This is a genomic window from Massilia sp. YIM B02769 (genome assembly GCF_030411995.1).
Taxonomy (GTDB): domain Bacteria; phylum Pseudomonadota; class Gammaproteobacteria; order Burkholderiales; family Burkholderiaceae_D; genus Telluria.
In genome coordinates, this window is the sequence record NZ_JASNRC010000001.1 from 499261 (window position 1) to 518066 (window position 18806).

General features: G+C 63.4%; 23 protein-coding genes and 1 tRNA gene. 13 read left to right on the forward strand and 11 right to left on the reverse strand.

What is annotated here, in order from left to right:
• Positions 1–119: 119 nt before the first annotated feature.
• The 6 genes from QPK31_RS02330 to petA all read right to left on the reverse strand — a co-directional run bounded on the left by QPK31_RS02330 (position 120) and on the right by petA (position 4418).
• Positions 120–195 (reverse strand) — tRNA-Thr (locus tag QPK31_RS02330).
• Positions 196–222: 27 nt separating this feature from the next.
• Positions 223–717, reverse strand: coding sequence for a ClpXP protease specificity-enhancing factor (locus tag QPK31_RS02335; protein ID WP_290421328.1), 495 nt, complete (start codon positions 715–717; stop codon positions 223–225).
• Between the two features lie 173 nt (positions 718–890).
• Positions 891–1502, reverse strand: a complete 612-nt coding sequence (locus tag QPK31_RS02340) for a glutathione S-transferase N-terminal domain-containing protein (RefSeq protein WP_056342583.1) — start codon at positions 1500–1502, stop codon at positions 891–893.
• A 99-nt stretch (positions 1503–1601) separates the two neighbouring features.
• Positions 1602–2363 (reverse strand): cytochrome c1, encoded by a 762-nt coding sequence (locus tag QPK31_RS02345; RefSeq protein ID WP_290421329.1) that lies wholly within the window; start codon positions 2361–2363, stop codon positions 1602–1604.
• Between the two features lie 23 nt (positions 2364–2386).
• The gene (locus QPK31_RS02350) at positions 2387–3802 is read right to left on the reverse strand and encodes a cytochrome b N-terminal domain-containing protein (protein ID WP_290421330.1); all 1416 of its coding nucleotides are present in this window, start codon (positions 3800–3802) and stop codon (positions 2387–2389) included.
• Between the two features lies 1 nt (position 3803).
• Positions 3804–4418, reverse strand: a complete 615-nt coding sequence (petA, locus tag QPK31_RS02355; RefSeq protein ID WP_290421331.1) for a ubiquinol-cytochrome c reductase iron-sulfur subunit — start codon at positions 4416–4418, stop codon at positions 3804–3806.
• Positions 4419–4676: 258 nt separating this feature from the next.
• Between petA and mscL the strand changes: the two genes are divergently transcribed.
• The 4 genes from mscL to QPK31_RS02375 are packed head-to-tail and all read left to right on the forward strand — an operon-like array spanning position 4677 to position 7396.
• Positions 4677–5117: a large conductance mechanosensitive channel protein MscL gene (gene mscL / locus QPK31_RS02360; RefSeq protein WP_290421332.1), complete on the forward strand. Its 441-nt coding sequence runs from the start codon at positions 4677–4679 to the stop codon at positions 5115–5117.
• Positions 5114–6301, forward strand: a complete 1188-nt coding sequence (locus tag QPK31_RS02365) for a Do family serine endopeptidase (RefSeq protein ID WP_290421333.1) — start codon at positions 5114–5116, stop codon at positions 6299–6301. The genes mscL and QPK31_RS02365 overlap by 4 nt, the downstream gene beginning before the upstream one ends.
• A gap of 21 nt (positions 6302–6322) precedes the next feature.
• Positions 6323–7009: a DUF2461 domain-containing protein gene (locus tag QPK31_RS02370; protein ID WP_290421334.1), complete on the forward strand. Its 687-nt coding sequence runs from the start codon at positions 6323–6325 to the stop codon at positions 7007–7009.
• Between the two features lie 12 nt (positions 7010–7021).
• A complete protein-coding gene (locus QPK31_RS02375; protein ID WP_229436047.1) occupies positions 7022–7396 on the forward strand; it encodes a cupin domain-containing protein in 375 nt (124 codons plus the stop codon).
• Positions 7397–7700: 304 nt separating this feature from the next.
• On the opposite strand, the gene QPK31_RS02380 is transcribed toward QPK31_RS02375, so the two are convergent.
• The 5 genes from QPK31_RS02380 to QPK31_RS02400 form a co-directional block, all read right to left on the reverse strand.
• A complete protein-coding gene (locus QPK31_RS02380; RefSeq protein ID WP_290421335.1) occupies positions 7701–8714 on the reverse strand; it encodes an NAD(P)H-dependent glycerol-3-phosphate dehydrogenase in 1014 nt (337 codons plus the stop codon).
• A gap of 27 nt (positions 8715–8741) precedes the next feature.
• Positions 8742–9185: an SH3 domain-containing protein gene (locus QPK31_RS02385; protein ID WP_290421336.1), complete on the reverse strand. Its 444-nt coding sequence runs from the start codon at positions 9183–9185 to the stop codon at positions 8742–8744.
• Between the two features lie 142 nt (positions 9186–9327).
• Positions 9328–9789: a protein-export chaperone SecB gene (gene secB / locus QPK31_RS02390; protein ID WP_290421337.1), complete on the reverse strand. Its 462-nt coding sequence runs from the start codon at positions 9787–9789 to the stop codon at positions 9328–9330.
• A gap of 234 nt (positions 9790–10023) precedes the next feature.
• Entirely contained in the window at positions 10024–10287 is a 264-nt protein-coding gene (gene grxC, locus QPK31_RS02395; RefSeq protein WP_056342617.1) for a glutaredoxin 3, read from the reverse strand.
• A gap of 25 nt (positions 10288–10312) precedes the next feature.
• Positions 10313–10714 (reverse strand): rhodanese-like domain-containing protein, encoded by a 402-nt coding sequence (locus QPK31_RS02400; RefSeq protein WP_290421338.1) that lies wholly within the window; start codon positions 10712–10714, stop codon positions 10313–10315.
• A gap of 107 nt (positions 10715–10821) precedes the next feature.
• Here QPK31_RS02400 and gpmA point away from each other — a divergent pair, with 107 nt between their 5' ends.
• The 9 genes from gpmA to gspK all read left to right on the forward strand — a co-directional run bounded on the left by gpmA (position 10822) and on the right by gspK (position 18797).
• On the forward strand, positions 10822–11568 hold the full coding sequence (gpmA, locus tag QPK31_RS02405) for a 2,3-diphosphoglycerate-dependent phosphoglycerate mutase (protein ID WP_229436043.1): 747 nt from the start codon (positions 10822–10824) through the stop codon (positions 11566–11568).
• Positions 11569–11610: 42 nt separating this feature from the next.
• Positions 11611–13011: a murein hydrolase activator EnvC gene (locus QPK31_RS02410; RefSeq protein ID WP_374045777.1), complete on the forward strand. Its 1401-nt coding sequence runs from the start codon at positions 11611–11613 to the stop codon at positions 13009–13011.
• 8 nt (positions 13012–13019) lie between these two features.
• Complete coding sequence (locus tag QPK31_RS02415) at positions 13020–14498, forward strand: S41 family peptidase (protein ID WP_290421339.1); 1479 nt, start codon at positions 13020–13022, stop codon at positions 14496–14498.
• A gap of 306 nt (positions 14499–14804) precedes the next feature.
• Positions 14805–15566, forward strand: coding sequence for a HesA/MoeB/ThiF family protein (locus QPK31_RS02420; RefSeq protein WP_290421340.1), 762 nt, complete (start codon positions 14805–14807; stop codon positions 15564–15566).
• Positions 15567–15698: 132 nt separating this feature from the next.
• On the forward strand, positions 15699–16151 hold the full coding sequence (gene gspG / locus QPK31_RS02425; RefSeq protein WP_229436040.1) for a type II secretion system major pseudopilin GspG: 453 nt from the start codon (positions 15699–15701) through the stop codon (positions 16149–16151).
• Between the two features lie 9 nt (positions 16152–16160).
• Complete coding sequence (locus QPK31_RS02430; RefSeq protein ID WP_290421394.1) at positions 16161–16700, forward strand: GspH/FimT family pseudopilin; 540 nt, start codon at positions 16161–16163, stop codon at positions 16698–16700.
• Entirely contained in the window at positions 16697–17071 is a 375-nt protein-coding gene (gene gspI / locus QPK31_RS02435; RefSeq protein ID WP_290421341.1) for a type II secretion system minor pseudopilin GspI, read from the forward strand. The genes QPK31_RS02430 and gspI overlap by 4 nt, the downstream gene beginning before the upstream one ends.
• On the forward strand, positions 17068–17688 hold the full coding sequence (locus tag QPK31_RS02440; protein WP_290421342.1) for a type II secretion system protein J: 621 nt from the start codon (positions 17068–17070) through the stop codon (positions 17686–17688). The genes gspI and QPK31_RS02440 overlap by 4 nt, the downstream gene beginning before the upstream one ends.
• Entirely contained in the window at positions 17688–18797 is a 1110-nt protein-coding gene (gspK, locus tag QPK31_RS02445; protein WP_290421343.1) for a type II secretion system minor pseudopilin GspK, read from the forward strand. Before QPK31_RS02440 ends, gspK begins: the two co-directional genes overlap by 1 nt.
• The last annotated feature ends 9 nt before the right edge of the window (positions 18798–18806 follow it).

Below are 18806 nucleotides of genomic sequence, written 5' to 3' on the forward strand. Positions count from 1 at the left end.
ATCTTTGAGGAAATGCCTAAAAGCTCACACAAAATTGCATAACGCACATTCAGAGTGCAGGGCCACAAAGCAAAAAGCCCAACCATGAAGGCTGGGCTTTTTGCGCTTGCTGCGGTGTCTGGTGCCGGCTGCCGGTTTCGAACTGGCCACCTGATGATTACAAATCAACTGCTCTACCAAATGAGCTAAGCCGGCGTAATCTGTACGGCTGGGATTATACCGCTATTTAATCCGCGTCAGCGTTGGGCGTCCGCCTTTTTTCGGCGGCTCGTCGCCGCCGTTGTCCGGGGCCGACGACGCTTCCGCTGGCGCGGTGTCCGGGCTGCTGTCGGGCACTGCCGACAGGGCCGGTGCGGTTGCCGGGGCGGATGCATCGGCGTCCGGCGCCGGCATCTCGGCTGCCGTGGTGCTCACATCGAAGGCCATGCCTTGGCCATTCTCGTTGGCATAGATCGCCAGGACATTTTGCACCGGCACGTAGAGCTCGCGCGACACGCCGGCGAAACGGGCGCGGAAGTGGATCGCGTCGTTGTCCATCTTCAGGCCCGAGGTGGCGCCGTAGCTGATGTTGAGAATGATCTCGCCCTTGCGCACGTATTCCATCGGAACCGTGGTGGCCGCGTCGACCTTCACCGCAAGATAAGGCGTGAAACCGCTGTCGGTGCACCATTCGTAGATGGCGCGCAGCAAATAAGGCTTGGTGGAGATGTCAGACATGTGCAAATGAAATCAGTTTGTCCGCAAAGTGCGTGGACACGGCGCCGGGCGAGCCAACGATGGCTTATCCCACGCGCATAGGCGAGGCGCCAGTCTACTGCGATTCGCCAAACGGCGTCGCAGGCTGGCGCTTCAAAGAACCGAGCAAGACCAGCTCACCCGGCCAGACCGTATTAACGGCGCATCACCTTTTCCGACGGCGTCAGCGCTTCGATGTAGGCAGGGCGCGAGAAGATGCGCTCGGCGTACTTCATCAGCGGGGCCGCGGTCTTCGACAGTTCGATGCCGTAGTGGTCCAAACGCCACAGCAGCGGCGCGATGGCCACGTCGAGCATAGAGAACTCGTCGCCCAGCATGTACTTGTTCTTCAGGAACAGCGGGGCCAGCGTGGTCAGGCGGTCGCGGATTTCGGCGCGGGCCTTGTCGTGGGCCTTTTCGTTCGTCTTGTTGCGGTCGCTTTCCAGGACGTGCACGTGGACGAACAGCTCTTTCTCGAAGTTGAACAGCATCAGGCGGGCACGGGCGCGCATCAGCGGGTCGGCCGGCATCAGTTGCGGATGCGGGAAGCGCTCATCGATGTACTCGTTGATGATGTTCGATTCGTACAGGATCAGTTCGCGCTCGACCAGGATCGGGACCTGGCCGTACGGATTCATCGTCGAGATGTCTTCTGGCTTGTTGAACAGGTCGACGTCGCGCACCTCGAAGTCCATGCCCTTTTCGAACAGGACCAGGCGGCAGCGTTGGGAGAACGGGCACGTGGTGCCGGAGTAGAGAACCATCATGGTTTTTCGTTCCTTAAGACACAAAGGGGTGAAGCGCCGAGCGACTCACCCCGAAAAATGATTGCCCGTATTATAGCCAAGCGGGCAATGAAAACGAATTTACTTCACATCTTTCCAGTACGACTCGTTCAAACGCCAGGCCAGGAACGCGAAAATCGACAGGAAAATCAGCACGATAACACCCAGCTTCTTGCGGGTTCCTTGCGCTGGCTCAGCCATCCAGTTCAGGTATGCAACCAGGTCGGCCGTCGCGGTGTCGAACTCGGTAGCAGACATCGTTCCGGGCGCCACCTGCTTCCAGCCGGCGAACTTGTGGATGGTCTTGCCGGCCTCGTGCGGGTCCGGCGCGTCTTCCATGTTCGGCGTGCGGATGCCCTGCAGCTGCCACATCGCATGCGGCATGGCCACGTTCGGCACCACCATGTTGTTCCAGCCGGTCGGACGGGTATCGTCCTTGTAGAAAGTGCGCAGGTAGGTGTACAGGTAATCGGCGCCGCTGCCGGCCGGCGAGGCCTTGGCGCGCGCGATCACCGACAAATCCGGCGGCACGGCGCCGAACCAGGACTTGGCATCGGCCGGGCGCATGGCCGTCGTCATCATCTCGCCCACTTTGTCGGCTGAGAACAACAGATTGTTGCGGATCTGGTCGTCCGACAAGCCCAGGTCGCGCAGGCGGTTGTAACGCATGGCGTTTGCCGAGTGGCAGTTCAGGCAATAGTTGACGAACAATTTGGCGCCGTTTTGCAGCGAGGCCATATCGTGGCGTTCCGGTGCACGGTCGAGCGGGAAGCCGCCCTCGGCCGCGAAAACCAGCCCTGGCACCAGGGCCAGGACCGCGATCAGTTTCTTCGTGAAGTTCATGGTTGTCCTTTATCCGGTGGCAATCAGTGCGGCGTGAAGGTCAGGCGCGTCGGCACCGGCTTGAACCGGCCGGCGGCGCTCCACCATGGCATCAGGAGGAAGAAGCTGAAGTACAGCAGGGTGCACACTTGCGAAATGATCGTATACGCCGGGGTCGGCAGCTGGGTACCCAGGTAGCCGAGCGCAACGAACGAGATGCCGAACACGGCATACACCCACTTGTGCCAGTCCGGACGGTAGCGGATCGATTTCACCGGCGAGTGATCCAGCCACGGCAGCAGGGCGATGATCACCACCGACGAACCGAACAGCACCACGCCCCAGAATTTCGCTTCCAGCACCTGCGGCAGCATGCCGATGATGATCAACAGGGCAATCGCGGCCACGATGACTTTCGTGCGGAAGGCCAGGCGCGACTTCAGCCAGATGAAGATCACGTACAGGGCGATCGCACCCATCAGCACGTACATGAAGTCGGCCGTGGTAGCACGCAGCACCGAGTAGAAGGGCGTGAAGTACCAGGTCGGCGCGATGTGCGGCGGGGTCTTCATCGAATCGGCCGGGATGAAGTTGTTGTACTCCAGGAAGTAGCCGCCCATCTCAGGCGCGAAGAACACGACCGCCGAGAAAATCAGCAGGAACACCGAGACGCCGAAGAAGTCTTTCGTCGAGTAGTAAGGATGCGACGGAATCGCGTCCACCGGATGGCCGTCCGGACCGATGTTGTCCTTGACCTCGATGCCGTCCGGATTCGACGAACCGACTTCGTGCAGCGCGATCAGGTGGGCCGCTACCAGGCCCAGCAGCACCAGCGGCAGGGCAATCACGTGGAAGGCGAAGAAGCGGTTCAGGGTTGCATCCGACACCACATAATCACCACGGATCCACAGCGACAAGTCCGGGCCGATGACAGGAATCGCACCGAACAGGTTCACGATCACCTGGGCGCCCCAGTACGACATTTGGCCCCATGGCAGCAGGTAACCGAAGAAGGCTTCGGCCATCAGGCACAGGAAAATCGCGAAACCGAAGAGCCAGATCAACTCGCGCGGCTTGCGGTAGGAACCGTAGATCAGCCCGCGGGTCATATGCAGGTAGACGACGATGAAGAACATCGAGGCGCCGGTCGAGTGCATGTAGCGCACCAGCCAGCCCCACGGCACTTCACGCATGATGTATTCGACACTGCCGAAGGCCAGGTTGGCGTCCGGCTTGTAGTGCATGGTCAGGAAGATGCCGGTAATGATCTGCATGACCAAAATGAGCATGGCCAGCGAACCGAACAAATACCAGATATTGAAGTTTTTCGGGGCGTAGTACTTGCCCCATTGGTCGTTCCAGAGTTTCGACAGCGGGAAGCGGTCGTCGACCCAGGCCAGCGCCTTGTGGCCAACCGGCGCGGTGGCCGGCAGTTTGGTTTCCTTGAACGGGCCGCCCATGTTATGCCTCCCCTTTTTCGTCTTTGCCGATCACGATGCGGTTATCCGACAAGTACATGTAAGGAGGAACATCCATGTTGGTCGGGGCGGGCTTGTTCTGGAACACGCGGCCGGCCAGGTCGAAGGTCGAACCGTGGCAGGGGCAAAGGAAGCCGCCGTGCCAGTTGTCCGGCAGGTTAGGCTGGGGGCCTTCGGAGAAACGCGAGGAGGGCGAGCAGCCCAGGTGCGAGCAAATGCCCACGGTAACCAGCACTTCCTTGTGCTCAGGCCGGGCGCGGAACTCGTTCTTCGCGTAGTCCGGCATGTCGAGCTGGTAGATCTTTTCGGAATTCGGATCGGCGAGCAGCGGGTCGTTCTTCGGCAGGCTGGCCATCATTTCCGGCGTGCGGCGCAAGATCCACACCGGTTTGCCGCGCCATTCCACGACTTTCATTTCGCCCGGCTTGACGTCGGAGATATCCACTTCGACCGGAGCGCCGGCCGCCTTGGCGCGCTCGGATGGCTGGAACGTGCTGACCAGGGCGCCCGCCGTGGCGACACCGACGACCCCACCGGCCGCGCATGTGGCAACCAGCAAGCCGCGCCGGCCTGTATCGACCTGCTTTTCATTACTCATACCAACCCCACTCCGTGAAATTACGAAACTTTAGAATCAATAAAGAGCTTGCAGCAACACAAAATTATATGTGAATGGCAATCTTTATTGGAGAAAAAATATTGCAAACGGGGTAGTGGTGAGACGATTTGTCCATGCTGCACTGCACCGAATATGCATTTTGCGTGAGGAGACGGCGGAACCCGGGCGTGCGAACGGCATCGAAGCCCTTGCGGTATCATCGCTTACAGCTTTTTCAATAACAATGGGAGTGTCAAAATGGCGATGATGGAAGAGTTCAAGAAATTTGCCATGCGTGGCAATGTGGTCGACCTTGCGGTGGGCGTGATCATCGGTGGCGCCTTTGGACGCATTGTCGATTCGCTGGTGCAGGACGTGATCATGCCACCCATCGGCCGCTTGTTTGGCGGCCTCGATTTCGCGAATTACTACATTCCCTTGAATAACCAGGGCACGACATTGGCACTGGCGGAAGCCAAGAAAGCCGGGGCGGTTATCGCTTACGGTAATTTCCTTACGATTCTCCTGAATTTCATCATCCTCGCCTTCATCATTTTCCAGATGGTGCGCCTGATGAACCGTTTACGCCAGCGCGTCGCACCCGACGAAGTGGCCAAGGCGCCAGCCACGCCGGAAGACATCCTGTTGCTCCGTGAGATCCGGGATTCCCTGCGCAAAACCGAACCGCCGACACAGTGAAAGACCTCGCCACCACGACTACCCCGGGCACGGCGCGACGCCTGTGGCTGCTCTTCGCCCAGGCCGTCACGATCGTGCTGGCGATCTATTTCGTCCTGAGCGTCTTCCGGCCCGACTGGCTGGGCCGCACGGCGCCGCTGCAGGTACCGGTCGGCCCCGGCGCCAAGACGGTGCCGGTGCTGCAGGCGCCAGCCGTGCCCGCTTCCGGCAGCTACCGCGAAGCGGCCGGGCGCGCCATGCCGGCGGTGGTGAACATCCTCACTAGCAAGGCTTCGCGCGAAGCGCATCCGATCCTGAAAGATCCCTTCTTCCGCCGCTTCTTCGGCGACCGCCTGCCGCCGCAGGAACAACTGGCCAGCCTCGGCTCGGGTGTGATCGTCAGCGGCGAAGGCTATATCGTCACCAACAACCACGTGGTCGAGGGCGCGGACGCCATCGAAGTCGGCCTGGCCGATGGACGCAAGGCGGCAGCGAAAATCGTCGGCACCGACCCCGAGACCGACCTGGCTGTGATCCGCATCAAGGAGCGCGACCTGCCGGTGATGGTGCTGGGCCAGCCCGACGAGGCGCGTGTCGGCGATGTGGTGCTGGCCATCGGCAATCCCTTCGGTGTCGGCCAGACCGTGACCATGGGCATCATCTCGGCCGTGGGGCGCAACAACCTGCACATCAACCATTTCGAGAATTTCATCCAGACCGACGCGGCGATCAACTTCGGCAACTCGGGCGGGGCCCTGGTCGATACCCACGGCAATTTGCTGGGCATCAATTCGGCGATCTATTCCCAGACCGGCGGCTCGATCGGTATCGGCTTTGCCATTCCGGTGTCCACCGCGCGCACGGTGCTGGAATCGATCATCAAGCACGGGCAGGTGGTGCGCGGCTGGATCGGCATCGAATCCCAGGACATCACGCCCGAGCTGGCCACCAGCTTCGGCCTCGGGCGCCAGAGCGGGGCGATCATCGCCGGCGTGGTGCGCAACGGCCCGGCCGACCGTGCCGGCGTGCGCCCGGGCGACATCCTGCTGGCCGTCGAAGGCAAGCCGGTGGCAAATACCGGGGAGATGCTGAACCTGGTGGCCCAGCTGGAACCGGGCGCCAGGGCCACACTCAAGTTGATGCGCGAGAACCGCGAATCCACGGTCGACGTGACTGTCGGAAAACGCCCGCGCCAGCGCCAATAATTCTTCTTTTTCGGACTTTCCATGCACCTGCGGGACCTGACCCAATACCTCACCGAACTCAAAGACAACAACAGCCGCCCCTGGTTCATCATGAACAAACCGCGCTACGACATCCTGCGCGAAGAGTTCCATGATGTGGTCAGCCAATTGATCCGGGAATTGGCGAAATTCGACCGTCAGGTTGCCGCCTGCGATCCGAAAAAGGCGATGTTCCGCATCAACCGCGACATCCGCTTTTCCAACGACAAGACGCCGTACAAAACGCGCTTTTCGGCCGGCATCGCGCCGAACGACAAGCGCCGTCCGAGCGCGGGTGCGGGCCCGACCTATTACTTCCAGATCGAAGGCGACGGCACGCTGGGCTTCGGCGCCGGCGAATACCTGCCGCCGAGCCCGCGTTTGAAAGCGATCCGCGAGCACATCGTCAACGATGCGACAGGATTTGCGAAAGTATTAAAGAATAAACACCTGCGCGCGACCTACCGCAGCCTGCTCGAGGAAGACCGGCTGCAGCGGCCGCCGAAAGGCTTCGACGCCAGCCACGAGCACATCGAGTACATCAAGCTGAAGAGCTTTTTTGCCTGGACCGAGGTGCCGCTGGCCCTGAACAAGCCGGAGCAACTGGTGCCGCAACTGGCGCGCGGATTCGAGGATGCGTTCGCGCTCGTCACCTGGCTGCGCGGCGTGCCTTATACAAACGAAGAGTAGAAAGGAGGCGACATGGCCTTGCAACACGCAGCATCGGGCGAACGGATCGCCTTGGAACGCGGCGAAGACGACATCGCCAATTTCACGTCGATCGCGCTGGCGAAGACCGAACACATGGAACTGATCCGGCTGGTCGTGCCGGTCGACAAACCCATGCCCGAGCACCGGGTCGAGGGCGAGATGACGCTGCTGTGCCTGCAAGGCGAGATCGCCTTCGACGCCCACGGCCGCACCATCGTGCTGCGTCCGAACGAGATGGTCTACCTGGCGGGCGGCGAACCGCATGCGATCCGCGCGAACACGGATGCGGTGGCCTTGATGACCATCCTGCTGGGGCCGGTGCGCACCGGCGGCCCGACGAACGATCCGCGCGGGCAGGGTAGCTGAGCCAGCACATTGGAAGTGCTGGCCGGAGGGAGGTAGGGTGGGCACGCTGTGCCCACGCGGAAGCATGAATGGTGTTACCAGCTTTTAAATCGCTTCGCTGGCAAATGTTTGCGCTTCCAAATGATCATTCGAAACATTTCGACATGATCGAGGCGCGGAACGTCGATCAGCCAACAATGCCCGGCGTTCCGCGTGGGCACTTCGTGTTTGAGGCCCCCGGCCTCAAACACCCCACCCTACCGTTGAAGCCGCAGGCCAAGGGTTAGAGCTGCGGATCATATTCGAGCCGCGGCTAACCCAGGCTTTACGCCAACTCATTCCTCGGATCACGCGCCAACAGCTGCGCCGCCATTTCCTTGGCGTCGTAGCCATCGAACAGCACCGCCGCCACCGCATTCGTGATCGGCATGTCCACGCCCAGCTTGGCCGCCAGTTCGCGCACCGCCTTCGAGCAAGGCACGCCCTCGGCCACGTGACCGAGCTCGGCCACGATGGTCGCCAGCGGCTTGCCTTCGGCCAGCGCCAGGCCCACACGGCGGTTGCGCGACAAATCCCCGGTGCAGGTCAGGATCAAATCGCCCATTCCGGTCAGCCCCATGAAGGTGCCGGCCTGCGCTCCCAGCGCCTCGCCCAGACGGGTAATTTCCGCCAGCCCGCGCGTGATCAAGGCCGCGCGCGCATTCAGGCCCAGCCCCAGCCCGTCGGCCGTCCCGGTGGCAATTGCCAGCACGTTCTTCACCGCGCCGCCTACTTCCACGCCGATCAGATCGTCGCAGGCATACACGCGCAGGTTGCCGCCGTGCACTGCGCCGACCACGCGCTCGCGCAGTTCGGCGGACGCGGACGCCACCGTCAGCGCGCAAGGCAGGCCCTTTGCCACTTCCTGCGCGAACGACGGCCCCGACAGCGCCGCGCCCGGCACGCCGTCCCCCAGGATTTCGCGCACCACCTGGTGCGGCAGCAAGCCGGTGCCGTACTCGAAGCCCTTGCACAGCCACACCACGTTCGGAATCCGGCGGCCCTTCAGGCTTTCCAGCAGCGGACGCAGCCCCGCCACCGGGCAGGCCGCGATCAGCAGCGGCGCCTCGTCATCAAGCGCCTCGCAGACGTGCGCCAGGGCAGCATCGAAATCGGCGGTCACGCGCAGCGCATCGGGCAGCGGCTGGCCCGGCAGGTAATGGGTGTTCTCGCGGGCGGCCTCGGTGGCGGCCATTTGTTCGGCATTGCGGCCCCACAGCAGCACATCGTGGCGCGCGGCGACGGCGATCGCCACCGCGGTGCCCCAGGCGCCCGCGCCCAGCACGGTAATCTTGTTCATGTTCTCCAGTTCTTGCATGGTATCCGTTCAGTTGCCCCAGACGTCGGTGTTGCGCACGAAGCCGACGATGCCGTCGCGGTGACGCACCTGGGTCCAGCCAGTACCGAGCGTATCGATCAGTTCCAGCAGCACGCCTTTGTCGGCGGTCATCACCAGCGCCGCGTTGTCGTCGGGCGAGGCGCGCACTTTCGCTTGCGCCGTTTTCACGACGACATTGCGCCGCGCCACCAGGCCCTTCGCTTCGGTCCAGGACAATTCGCCCTCGGCATCGCGCACCTTCACCCAGTCGCCGTAGCGCGCCACGATTTCGAGCGGCATGCCGCGCGGCGCCACATAGCGCTTGCTGCCCTTGGCCGATGGCGTGTCATAGAGGACCACGGAAGGCACGCCGACCGAGCGGAAGTCGAGGGCGGACGCGGCGCCGCATGCCAGCATCAGCAGCACGCTTGCAAAGGATCGGGAAAGGGTCATCGCGGGGCCCCGGGTTGGTAAAACCAGACGCCAATATGGCAGGAAGGACAGTCGCAGCCTGCGGCTGCCCGTCGAGATCGGCAGCGCAGCCGCGGTATGACCAGGCTGCGCCGATGCCGCCCATGAGGGCGGCGGGTACTGCTTAGTTTGCCGGTGCTGCGGCAGCGGCTTCGGCCATTGCCTGGCGACGCTGCTGGTAGAACACTTCGAAGTTGATCTCGGCCAGGTGCACAGGCGGGAAGCCGGCACGGGTGATCACGTCGGCGATGTTGCTGCGCAGGTAAGGGTAAACGATGTTCGGGCAGCCGATGCCCAGCAGCGGATCCATCTGGTCGGCAGGGATGTTGCGTGCCTCGAAGATGCCGGCTTGCTTGCCTTCAACCAGGAAAGCGACCTTGTCCTTGACCTTGGCGGTCACGGTGATGGTGACGGTCGACTCGTAGATGCCATCGGCGATGGCTTCGGCGCCGACATCCAGCGAGACCTCGATGGTCGGGGCTTCCTGCTCGAGGAAGATCGCCGGGGAATTCGGTTGCTCCAGCGACATGTCTTTCAGGTAGACGCGTTGGATTTGGAATACTGGTTGCAGGTTTTCGTCAGACATGGAACGCTTTCGTTATGGAGTAAAAGGGACGGCAACGCGCCGCCCCGATGGGCTTGGAGTCAAACGCACCGGCAATTGTATCAAAATCAATTTGGATGCAATAGCTCCGGCGGCGGGCCATTTTGCGGCAATCCCGCGCCGGCGCTGGCCCGTAGGGTGGGGACTCGTCCCCACCAAAAGAAGCGGCAATCCAGCTTGGCGTTACCAGGTGCCATCAACCCCGGTTAGACCCGATTATTCGCCCTTGAGCAGCGGGTCCAGGCGTCCTGCCTGATCCAGCGCATACAAATCGTCGAAACCGCCCACGTGGGTTTCGCCCACGTAAATCTGCGGCACGGTACGGCGGCCGGTCTTTTGCATCATGATCTGGCGCTGTTCCGGGTCCAGGTCGACGCGGATGCGTTCGATCTCGGTCACGCCCTTGGCTTCGAGCAGGCGCTCGGCGCGGACGCAGTAGGGGCAGCTGGCGGTGTGGTACAGGACAACGTGTGCGCTCATCATTCTTCCTTCCAGATTCTTTGGTTTACTTGGTGACCGGCAGGCCGGCCGTGGTCCAGGCGTTCATGCCGCCTTCCAGGCTGACCACGTCGTCGAAGCCGGCCGCTTTCAGCTGGCGCGCCGCCTTGTCGGCACGCGCGCCGCTCTGGCATACGACCACGATGGTGCGGGTTTTCGATTTTTCAAGTTCACCGATGCGATTGCCCAAGTCTGCCAGCGGAATGTTTTTCGCGTCGCGCAGGTGGCTGGCGGCGAACTCGTCGGCGCTACGGACGTCCAGCACCGTGGTCTTGCCGCGGTTGATGAACTGGGTCACTTGCAGAGCGGTAGCGCGGCGGCCCTTCGGCATGAGCGCCGGGAACAGCAGCGCGCCACCCGAAATGGCAGCAATTGCAACAATGAAGATATTATCGAGGATGAATTTCACAAGGCTTCCATTGGTTGAAGTCAATCCGAGCATTATAAAATAGAAGCCGGACCGGGCATCGGTTGGGGCTTCGAGAAACTTTTTGCAGACTTTTTAAAGAAGAGCTTATGTACAAGATCGTATTCATGCGCCATGGCGAATCCACCTGGAACCTCGAGAACCGTTTCACCGGCTGGACCGACGTCGACCTCACCGAGAAGGGCGTCAACGAAGCGCGCACCGCCGGTCGCGTACTGCGCGAAGCCGGTTTCGCCTTCGACCTGGCCTACACCTCGGTCCTGAAGCGCGCCATCCGCACCCTCTGGCTGGCCCTGGACGAAATGGACCAGATGTACCTGCCGATCATCAACGACTGGCGCCTGAACGAGCGCCACTATGGCGCCCTGCAAGGCCTCGACAAGGCCGAGACCGCCGCCAAATTCGGCGACGAGCAGGTGCTGGTCTGGCGCCGCAGCTACGACACCCCGCCGCCGAGCCTGGAAGAGTCGGACGAGCGCGTGTCGTTCAAGGACCCGCGCTACGCCGGTCTCGACAAGGCCCAGATCCCGCTCACCGAATGCCTGAAGGACACCGTGGCGCGCGTGATGCCGGCCTGGGACGAGGAAATCGCGCCGGCCATCCGCGCCGGCAAGCAGATCCTGATCTCGGCCCACGGCAATAGCCTGCGCGCCATCATCAAGATGCTCGACAACATCAGCGACACCGACATCGTCGGCCTGAACATTCCGAATGGCCAGCCGCTGGTGTACGAGCTCGACGAGAACCTGAAGCCGATCCGCCACTACTACCTGGGCGACCAGGACGCCATCAATGCCGCCATGGCGGCCGTGGCCAACCAAGGGAAGGCGAAGTAAGTCTTGTATTTCCAAGTAAAGAAGTCGGCCGGCAGCGCGCTGCTGCACGGCCTGCTGGCCCTCGCACTGGTCCTGCCATACGCAGGCCAGGCGCTGGCCGCCGGCAAGCCTACCGAGCGCAGCCGTCAAAAGGCGGCCGCCGAAGCCAAGCGCGCCGGCATCCAGAAACAATTGTCGGTGCTGAAGAAAGAGATCAGCCGTACCGAGGACGAGAAGGAAGACGTGGCCGATGACCTGGCCGAGTCGGAAGCGGCCATCTCGAACGCCAACCGGGCCTTGCGCGACCTTGCCAACGAGCAGCAGGAAACCAATGCCCGTCTGCAGGACCTGGCCACCGAACATCAGCGTCTCGAACAAACAATTGTTGCGCAGAAAAAACAATTGTCGGCTCTGCTGCGTGAGCACTATGTCGCCGGCAACGAGGACCGCATCAAGCTACTGCTCTCGGGCGACAACCCGAACCGCATCAACCGCGATTTGCAGATGATGGCCTATGTGTCGCAGGCCCAGGCGCGCCTGATCGGTTCGCTGAACGCGAACCTGGCGCAGGTGCAGGAAAACCGCGACAAGGTCGAGAACGCCAAGACCGAGCTGGAAGAAATCGCCCAGGAACAGCGCGACCAGAAATCGGTCCTGGAAAAAGAAAAGACCAAGCGTGCCGCCCTGCTCAGCAACTTGTCGAGCAAGCTGGTGGCCCAGCGCAAGCAGGCCGATACCCTGCAGCGCGACGAGCAGCGCATGAGCGGCCTGGTCGACAAGCTGACCGTGCTCATCCGTCAGCAGGCAGAAGCCGAGCGCAAGCGCCAGGAAGCCCTGGCCGCCGCCCGTGCCAAGGCCGCTGCCGAAGCCAAGGCCCGCGCCGAAGCGCGCGCCGCCGCCAAGGCCGAGCGTGAACGCGAGCGCGAACGCCTGGCGCGCGAAGCGAAGAAAGCCGGCAAGCCGGCGCCGAAACCGCTGCCCGAGCCGGAAGAGCCGAAGGTGGCCGAGCAGCCGCAGCAGGAAGAGCGTACGCCGGATATTTCCCTGGCGCCAGCGGCGCCGGCCGGGGCATTCGCCAAGATGAAAGGGCGCCTGAGCAGCCCGCTGAGCGGCACCATTGCCGCGCGCTTCGGCGCCAAGCGCGGCGGCGACGGCCCGAGCTGGAAGGGCATGTTCATCAAGGCGCCGGAAGGCAGCGAGGTGCGCGCCGTGGCCGTCGGCCGCGTGGTGCACTCGGGCTGGATGCGCGGCTTCGGCAATTTGATCATCGTCGACCACGGCGGCGATTACCTGTCGATCTATGCCAACAACCAGACCCTGCTCAAACGTGTGGGCGACGCCGTGCGCGCCGGGGAGCCGATCGCGAGCGCGGGCAATACCGGCGGTAACGAAGAATCGGGTCTATACTTCGAGCTCAGGCATCTTGGCAAGGCATTCGATCCGGCGAGCTGGATCAACTTCTAGGGGTAGCAATGGGTAACAAAGCGAAAAGCGCGGGGCTGGTCGGCCTGGGACTGGTGGCCGGTGTGGCCCTCACGGTGCAGGTCTCGGCCTGGGCCCAGAAAGGCGAGGGCAGTCCGCTGCCGCTGGAAGAACTGCGCCAGCTGGCCGACGTGTACGGCCTGATCAAGAGCGACTACGTGGTGCCGGTCGAGGACAAGAAGCTCTTGTCCGAAGCCATCTCCGGCATGGTCGCCTCGCTCGACCCGCACTCGGTCTACCTCGACCAGAAGGCCTACCGCGAGATGCGCGAAAGCGTGCAGGGCAAGTTCGTCGGCGTCGGCATCGAAGTGGCCGCCGAAGACGGCTACGTGAAGATCGTCTCGCCGATCGAGGATTCGCCGGCTTACCGCGCCGGCATCAAGGCGGGCGATTTGATCACCCGCATCGACAATACCCCGGTCAAGGGCTTGTCGATCGATGACGCCGTGAAAAAGATGCGCGGCAAGCCCGGCACCAAGGTGACGCTCACCATCGCCCGCCGCGGCGACGACCGCCCCTGGGTGGTGCCCGTGATGCGCGAGGAAATCCGCGTCCAGAGCGTGAAGGCGAAGATGGTCGAGCCGGGCTACGCCTGGGTGCGCATCAGCCAGTTCCAGGAAGCCACGCTGGACGAATTGGCGAGCAAGACCGCGGCACTTTATAAGGACAATCCCGGCATCAAGGGCCTGGTGCTCGACTTGCGCAACGATCCGGGCGGCCTGCTGCCGGGCGCGATCGGCGTCTCGACCGCCTTCCTGCCGAAGGAAGAATTGATCGTCTCGACCAAGGGTCAATTGCCTGACTCGAACGCGTCCTTCTATGGCCGCCGCGAATTCTATGCGCCGCGCGGCGCCGATCCGCTGGCGAAGTTGCCGGCCGAATTGAAAACCGTGCCGATGGTGGTGCTGGTCAACGGCGGTTCGGCCTCGGCCTCGGAAATCGTCGCCGGCGCCCTGCAGGACTACAAGCGCGCCATCATCCTGGGCAGCCAGACCTTCGGCAAGGGTTCGGTACAGACCTTGCGTCCCTTGTCTGCCGACACCGCGATCAAGCTGACCACGGCGCGCTACTACACGCCGAAGGGCCGGCCGATCCAGGCCACCGGCATCGTGCCCGATCTGGCGGTGGAAGAAACCGCCGAAGGCGACGGCCTGAACGCCCTGCGCGTGCGCGAAGCGGATTTGCAGCGCCACCTGACCGGCGAGAACGAAAAGCCGGATGCGAAGAAGGCGCGCGACGAAGCCGAGCAGCGTCAAAAGGCGCTGGCCGTGCTGAAGAACCGCCAGCCACTGGAACTGGGCGGCAAGGACGATTTCCAGCTGGCCCAGGCCTTGAATCACTTCAAGGGCTTGCCGGTGAAGACGGTCAAGGCGGAGGAGCAGGAGGCGAAGGAAGCAGCCTCGACCGAGCCGAAGGAATTGCCGGGCGCCGACACCAAGCCGCCGGAGATCAAAGGCGGCAAAAAGTAACGTCGTTCCGGCCACGTTATGGCCCGGAACGGTGACCGTACGGTGGGCACGGAGTGCCCACGCGGAACTCCGCATGGTTGGCGTGTGTGCTGGCCTGGCCAGATGATGATTGTCGACGTCTCGGAGGGAACAAATGCTACGTGTCCTCATCAGGACGCTCATCAACCTGTGCGTGTTATCACAAGCACGGTAGCCGCCGATGAAGCATCGTTCCGCGTGGGCACTTCGGTTAAGAGGCCTCCGGCCTCTTAACCCCCACCGTACGGTTCAGGATACCGGCCGCATCCAGCACTTGCAATCATCCCCATGAACGACACCCAACTCCTGCGCTACTCGCGCCACATCCTGCTCGACGACATCGGCATCGAAGGCCAGGAACGCCTGCTGGCCGCGCACGCCCTCATCATCGGCGCCGGCGGCCTCGGCTCCCCGGCCGCCCTGTACCTGGCCGCCAGCGGCGTCGGCCGCATCACCCTGGTCGACGACGACGAAGTCGACCTCACCAACCTGCAACGTCAAGTGATGCACACGACCGAGCGCATCGGCATGGCGAAGGTCGACTCGGGCCGCGCCGCCCTGCACGCCATCAACCCCGAGGTCGAGGTGACCGCGCTAAAGGAACGCGCCAACGCGGCACGCCTGCTGGAACTGGCCCGCGAAGCCACCGTCGTGCTCGACTGCAGCGACAACTTCGCCACCCGCCACGCCGTCAACCGCGCCTGCGTCGCCACCGGCACCCCGCTGGTCGCCGGCGCCGCCATCCGTTTCGACGGCCAGTTGTCGGTCTTCGACATGCGCGAGGAAAAGTGCCCCTGCTATGCCTGCGTCTTCCCCGAAGACAGTGGCTTCGAGGACGTTGCCTGCAGCACGATGGGCGTCTTTGCGCCGCTGGTCGGCATCGTCGGCGCGATCCAGGCGGCCGAAGCGTTGAAACTCATCATGGGCGTGGGCCAGCCGCTGGCCGGCAGGCTGCTCATGCTCGATGGCCGCGCGATGGAGTGGACCAGCATCGGCGCCGCCCGCAATCCGGCCTGCCCAGTCTGCGCCCGGCGCGCCGTACACGTTTGAGGTGCGCGCCCTGAAGCTCTGCAATACAATGCGTCACCCTGCCGGCGCACCGCGACACATTCACGATGGCCGCTGCCAGCAATCCGCCTTATACTAAGCCGATTGTTCCGATCCACTTATCCAAGATTGACTATGCAGATCGTTTCGCACCGTGCAGTTGGCCGCCGTTTCGCGCGCGGCTTCACCCTCGTTGAAATCATGGTGGTCGTGGTCATCATCGGCATTCTCGGCGCCCTTGTGCTGCCGAAGGTGCTGGGCCGTACCGGCGAGTCGCGCGTGGTGGCCGCCAAGACCGACATCGCCACCCTGATGCAGGCACTCAAGCTCTACAAGCTCGACAACCAGCGCTACCCGACCACCGAGCAGGGCCTGCAAGCCCTGACCACCAAGCCGACCTCGGGCCCATCCGCCAACGGCTGGAAGGAAGGCGGCTACGTCGAGCGTCTGCCGAAAGATCCGTGGGGTAACCCCTACCAGTACCTGCAGCCAGGCCTGCATGGCGAAATCGACGTGTTCTCGTTCGGCGGCGATGGCCAGGCCGGCGGCGAAGGCGAAGATGCCGACGTCGGTTCCTGGCAGCAGTAACGCTTGACCATGGCTGCCGTCGCGGCGCCGCGCAGCAACACCGGCCGCAAGCGTCTTGCCGGCGCCGGCTTTACGCTGGTCGAAATCCTGGTCGTGATGGTCATCATCGGCATTACGCTGGGCATGGCGTCGCTCAACGCCATTCCCAGCCCGCGCCAGGATCTCGACAACGAGGCCAAGCGCCTGACCCTGCTGCTGCAGATCGCGCGCGACGAAGCCATCGTGCGCAACCGCGAAGTGGCCTTCGAGGCCACGCCCGAGCGCTACCGCTTCATGGTGCGCAACGAAACCGGCTGGACCGCGATGAACCAGGACGACCTGCTGCGCGAACGGCCCTTCCGCAACGCACCGCTGCGCCTGCTGCTCGATCCGCCGATCGCCAACACCGGCAGCGCCAGCAATGATTTGTTGCGCATCACCTTCGGGCGCGAACCCGTGCACAAGCCTTTCCGTCTAACCATCGCCAACGGCAATTACAGCGTGGCGATCCAGGCCGACGGCGTCGGCCACTTCACCGTCGTCGATCCTGGCAGCGAAGGCGCCCAATGAACACCCGTCCTGACCGCGGCTTTACCCTGCTCGAAGTGCTGGTGGCGCTGGTCATCGTCGGCACCGCGCTCGGCGCCGGCCTGCGCGCCATCGGCAGCCTGGCCCAGAACAGCGCCGGCCTGCGCGCCTCGATGATGGCCACCTGGTCGGCCGAGAACCGCCTGGTGCAGATCCGCCTGGGGCGCGAATTTCCCGATGTGGGCAAGCGCAGCTATGCCTGCGGGCAGGGCGACCTGCCGCTGATCTGCCACGAGGAGGTGCTGGTCAGCCCGAACCCGCAATTGCGCCGGGTTGAAGTCTCGGTGGTCGACGCCGCCAATCCGGAGCGGCGCATCCTGAAGCTGGTCCAGCTGGTCCTGAGGCCGCGATGAACAGGCGCACGCGCGGCTTTACCCTGATCGAACTGCTGGTGGCGATCGGCATCCTGGCCATGGTGGCCGTGCTCGGCTGGCGCGGCCTGGACGGCATCGTGCGCGCCCGTACCTCGCTCACCGAGCAAATGGAAACCACGCGCGGCATGCAGCTGGCCTTTGCTCAGCTGCAAAGCGACTGCGAACACGCGGCCGACGCCAGCATCCTCGGGCGCCGTCCCTTCCTCCAGCAAAACGAGGGCCGCATCACCCTGGTGCGCACCGTCTTCAACGAAAACGAACCGGCGCGCCTGCAGGTGATCGCCTACCGCCTGGTGAACAAGCAATTGCTGCGGCGCGAATCGATCGCCACCCGCGACCTGGCCCAGCTCGACGCGCTGTGGCAGGCGGCGATTACCGACATGGACAGCACCCCGCCGGTCGTGCTGCAAGGCGGCATCGAAGGCATGGCGGTGCTGGTCTGGCAGAACGGCGCCTGGCGGCCCCAGGTGGAAACCAATCCGCCGGCGCCGGTGACGAGCGCATCGGCCCTGGCCATCACCGGCTTGCAGGTGGTGCTGCGCACGCGCGGCTATCCGCAGCCGCTCACCAAATCCTTCCTGCTGGGGAGCATCTGATGCGCCCTTATCGCCAGGCCTACCAGCGCGGCGTCGCCGTCATCACCGCCTTGCTGCTGACCACGCTCGCCATCACCATCGTGGCCAGCCTGTTCTGGCAGCAGCAGGTCGAGGTGCGCTCGATGGAAAACCAGCGCCTGAACTTGCAGACGCGCTGGATCCTGCGCGGCGCGCTCGACTGGTCGAGCCTGGTGCTGCGCCAGGACGCCATCGACCACCGCGACCATACCGCGCTGACCCACGTCTGGGCCACGCCCCTGGCCGAAACCCGGCTCGACCAGTACATCGAGCGCGAGCGGGTCGAAGGCGAAGTATTCGATGCCAGCCTGTCCGGCAACATCATGGACGCCACCTCGCGTTACAATCTCACCAACTTGACGAGGAACGGCCGGATCGACCTGCAGCAAATGGGCATCCTGACGCGCCTGCTGACCAATTTGCAGATGAACCCGGCGCTGGCCAAGACCACGGCCAACCTGGTGGCGGCCGGAGCGCCAGTGGCGCTTGCCACCGGCACGGTCGACCCCATCACCGGGCAGGAAGTGGGCGACACCGTCGGCAAGCAGAGCGACCAGCCGACCCAGACCAACAATGCCGAAGACGGCGGCGAGGGCACGGGCGGTACCGACGATGGCGGCGGAACGACCTCCGGCGTGCCGGCGCAGACCCAGCCGGTTTCGCGCGAAGGCATCGGCACGCCGATCCGCTTCCTGGAAGTCGAGGATTTATTGGCAGTAAAAGGTTTTACGCCGGAGATGGTGGACAAGCTGCGCCCCTTCGTCACGGTCTTGCCGGAGGCGACGCCGGTGAACGTGAACACCGCGCCGGCCGAAGTGCTGGCCGCGGTGATCCCGAATTTCTCGCTGTCGGAGGCGAATGCACTGGTGCAGCGGCGCAAGAGCAGTCCCTGGCGCGACTTGCAGTATTTCATGACCGAGCTCGGCGGAAAGACGCCGGTGCCGGGTTCGATCAGTGTGCATAGCGACTATTTCATCGTGTCCAGCCGCATCCGGCTCGACCGTGGCGCCCTGAACGCCGAAGCGCTGATCAAGCGCGCCGCGTCCTTCGGGCCGGGCAGCATCACGGTGGTCTGGGTGCGTCAAAATTAGAAGAAAGCG

Excerpts from the sequence above, each read along its gene's own strand:
- QPK31_RS02350 (WP_290421330.1), bottom strand. The coding sequence starts at position 3,802 with ATGGGCGGCCCGTTCAAGGAAACCAAACTGCCGGCCACCGCGCCGGTT.
- QPK31_RS02345 (WP_290421329.1), bottom strand. The coding sequence starts at position 2,363 with ATGAACTTCACGAAGAAACTGATCGCGGTCCTGGCCCTGGTGCCAGGG.
- QPK31_RS02420 (WP_290421340.1), top strand. The coding sequence starts at position 14,805 with ATGAACGACACCCAACTCCTGCGCTACTCGCGCCACATCCTGCTCGAC.
- QPK31_RS02385 (WP_290421336.1), bottom strand. The coding sequence starts at position 9,185 with ATGACCCTTTCCCGATCCTTTGCAAGCGTGCTGCTGATGCTGGCATGC.
- QPK31_RS02430 (WP_290421394.1), top strand. The coding sequence starts at position 16,161 with ATGGCTGCCGTCGCGGCGCCGCGCAGCAACACCGGCCGCAAGCGTCTT.
- gspG (WP_229436040.1), top strand. The coding sequence starts at position 15,699 with ATGCAGATCGTTTCGCACCGTGCAGTTGGCCGCCGTTTCGCGCGCGGC.
- QPK31_RS02440 (WP_290421342.1), top strand. The coding sequence starts at position 17,068 with ATGAACAGGCGCACGCGCGGCTTTACCCTGATCGAACTGCTGGTGGCG.
- QPK31_RS02340 (WP_056342583.1), bottom strand. The coding sequence starts at position 1,502 with ATGATGGTTCTCTACTCCGGCACCACGTGCCCGTTCTCCCAACGCTGC.
- QPK31_RS02335 (WP_290421328.1), bottom strand. The coding sequence starts at position 717 with ATGTCTGACATCTCCACCAAGCCTTATTTGCTGCGCGCCATCTACGAA.
- gpmA (WP_229436043.1), top strand. The coding sequence starts at position 10,822 with ATGTACAAGATCGTATTCATGCGCCATGGCGAATCCACCTGGAACCTC.
- gspI (WP_290421341.1), top strand. The coding sequence starts at position 16,697 with ATGAACACCCGTCCTGACCGCGGCTTTACCCTGCTCGAAGTGCTGGTG.
- QPK31_RS02415 (WP_290421339.1), top strand. The coding sequence starts at position 13,020 with ATGGGTAACAAAGCGAAAAGCGCGGGGCTGGTCGGCCTGGGACTGGTG.
- QPK31_RS02370 (WP_290421334.1), top strand. The coding sequence starts at position 6,323 with ATGCACCTGCGGGACCTGACCCAATACCTCACCGAACTCAAAGACAAC.
- secB (WP_290421337.1), bottom strand. The coding sequence starts at position 9,789 with ATGTCTGACGAAAACCTGCAACCAGTATTCCAAATCCAACGCGTCTAC.
- mscL (WP_290421332.1), top strand. The coding sequence starts at position 4,677 with ATGGCGATGATGGAAGAGTTCAAGAAATTTGCCATGCGTGGCAATGTG.
- gspK (WP_290421343.1), top strand. The coding sequence starts at position 17,688 with ATGCGCCCTTATCGCCAGGCCTACCAGCGCGGCGTCGCCGTCATCACC.
- grxC (WP_056342617.1), bottom strand. The coding sequence starts at position 10,287 with ATGAGCGCACACGTTGTCCTGTACCACACCGCCAGCTGCCCCTACTGC.
- petA (WP_290421331.1), bottom strand. The coding sequence starts at position 4,418 with ATGAGTAATGAAAAGCAGGTCGATACAGGCCGGCGCGGCTTGCTGGTT.
- QPK31_RS02380 (WP_290421335.1), bottom strand. The coding sequence starts at position 8,714 with ATGAACAAGATTACCGTGCTGGGCGCGGGCGCCTGGGGCACCGCGGTG.
- QPK31_RS02375 (WP_229436047.1), top strand. The coding sequence starts at position 7,022 with ATGGCCTTGCAACACGCAGCATCGGGCGAACGGATCGCCTTGGAACGC.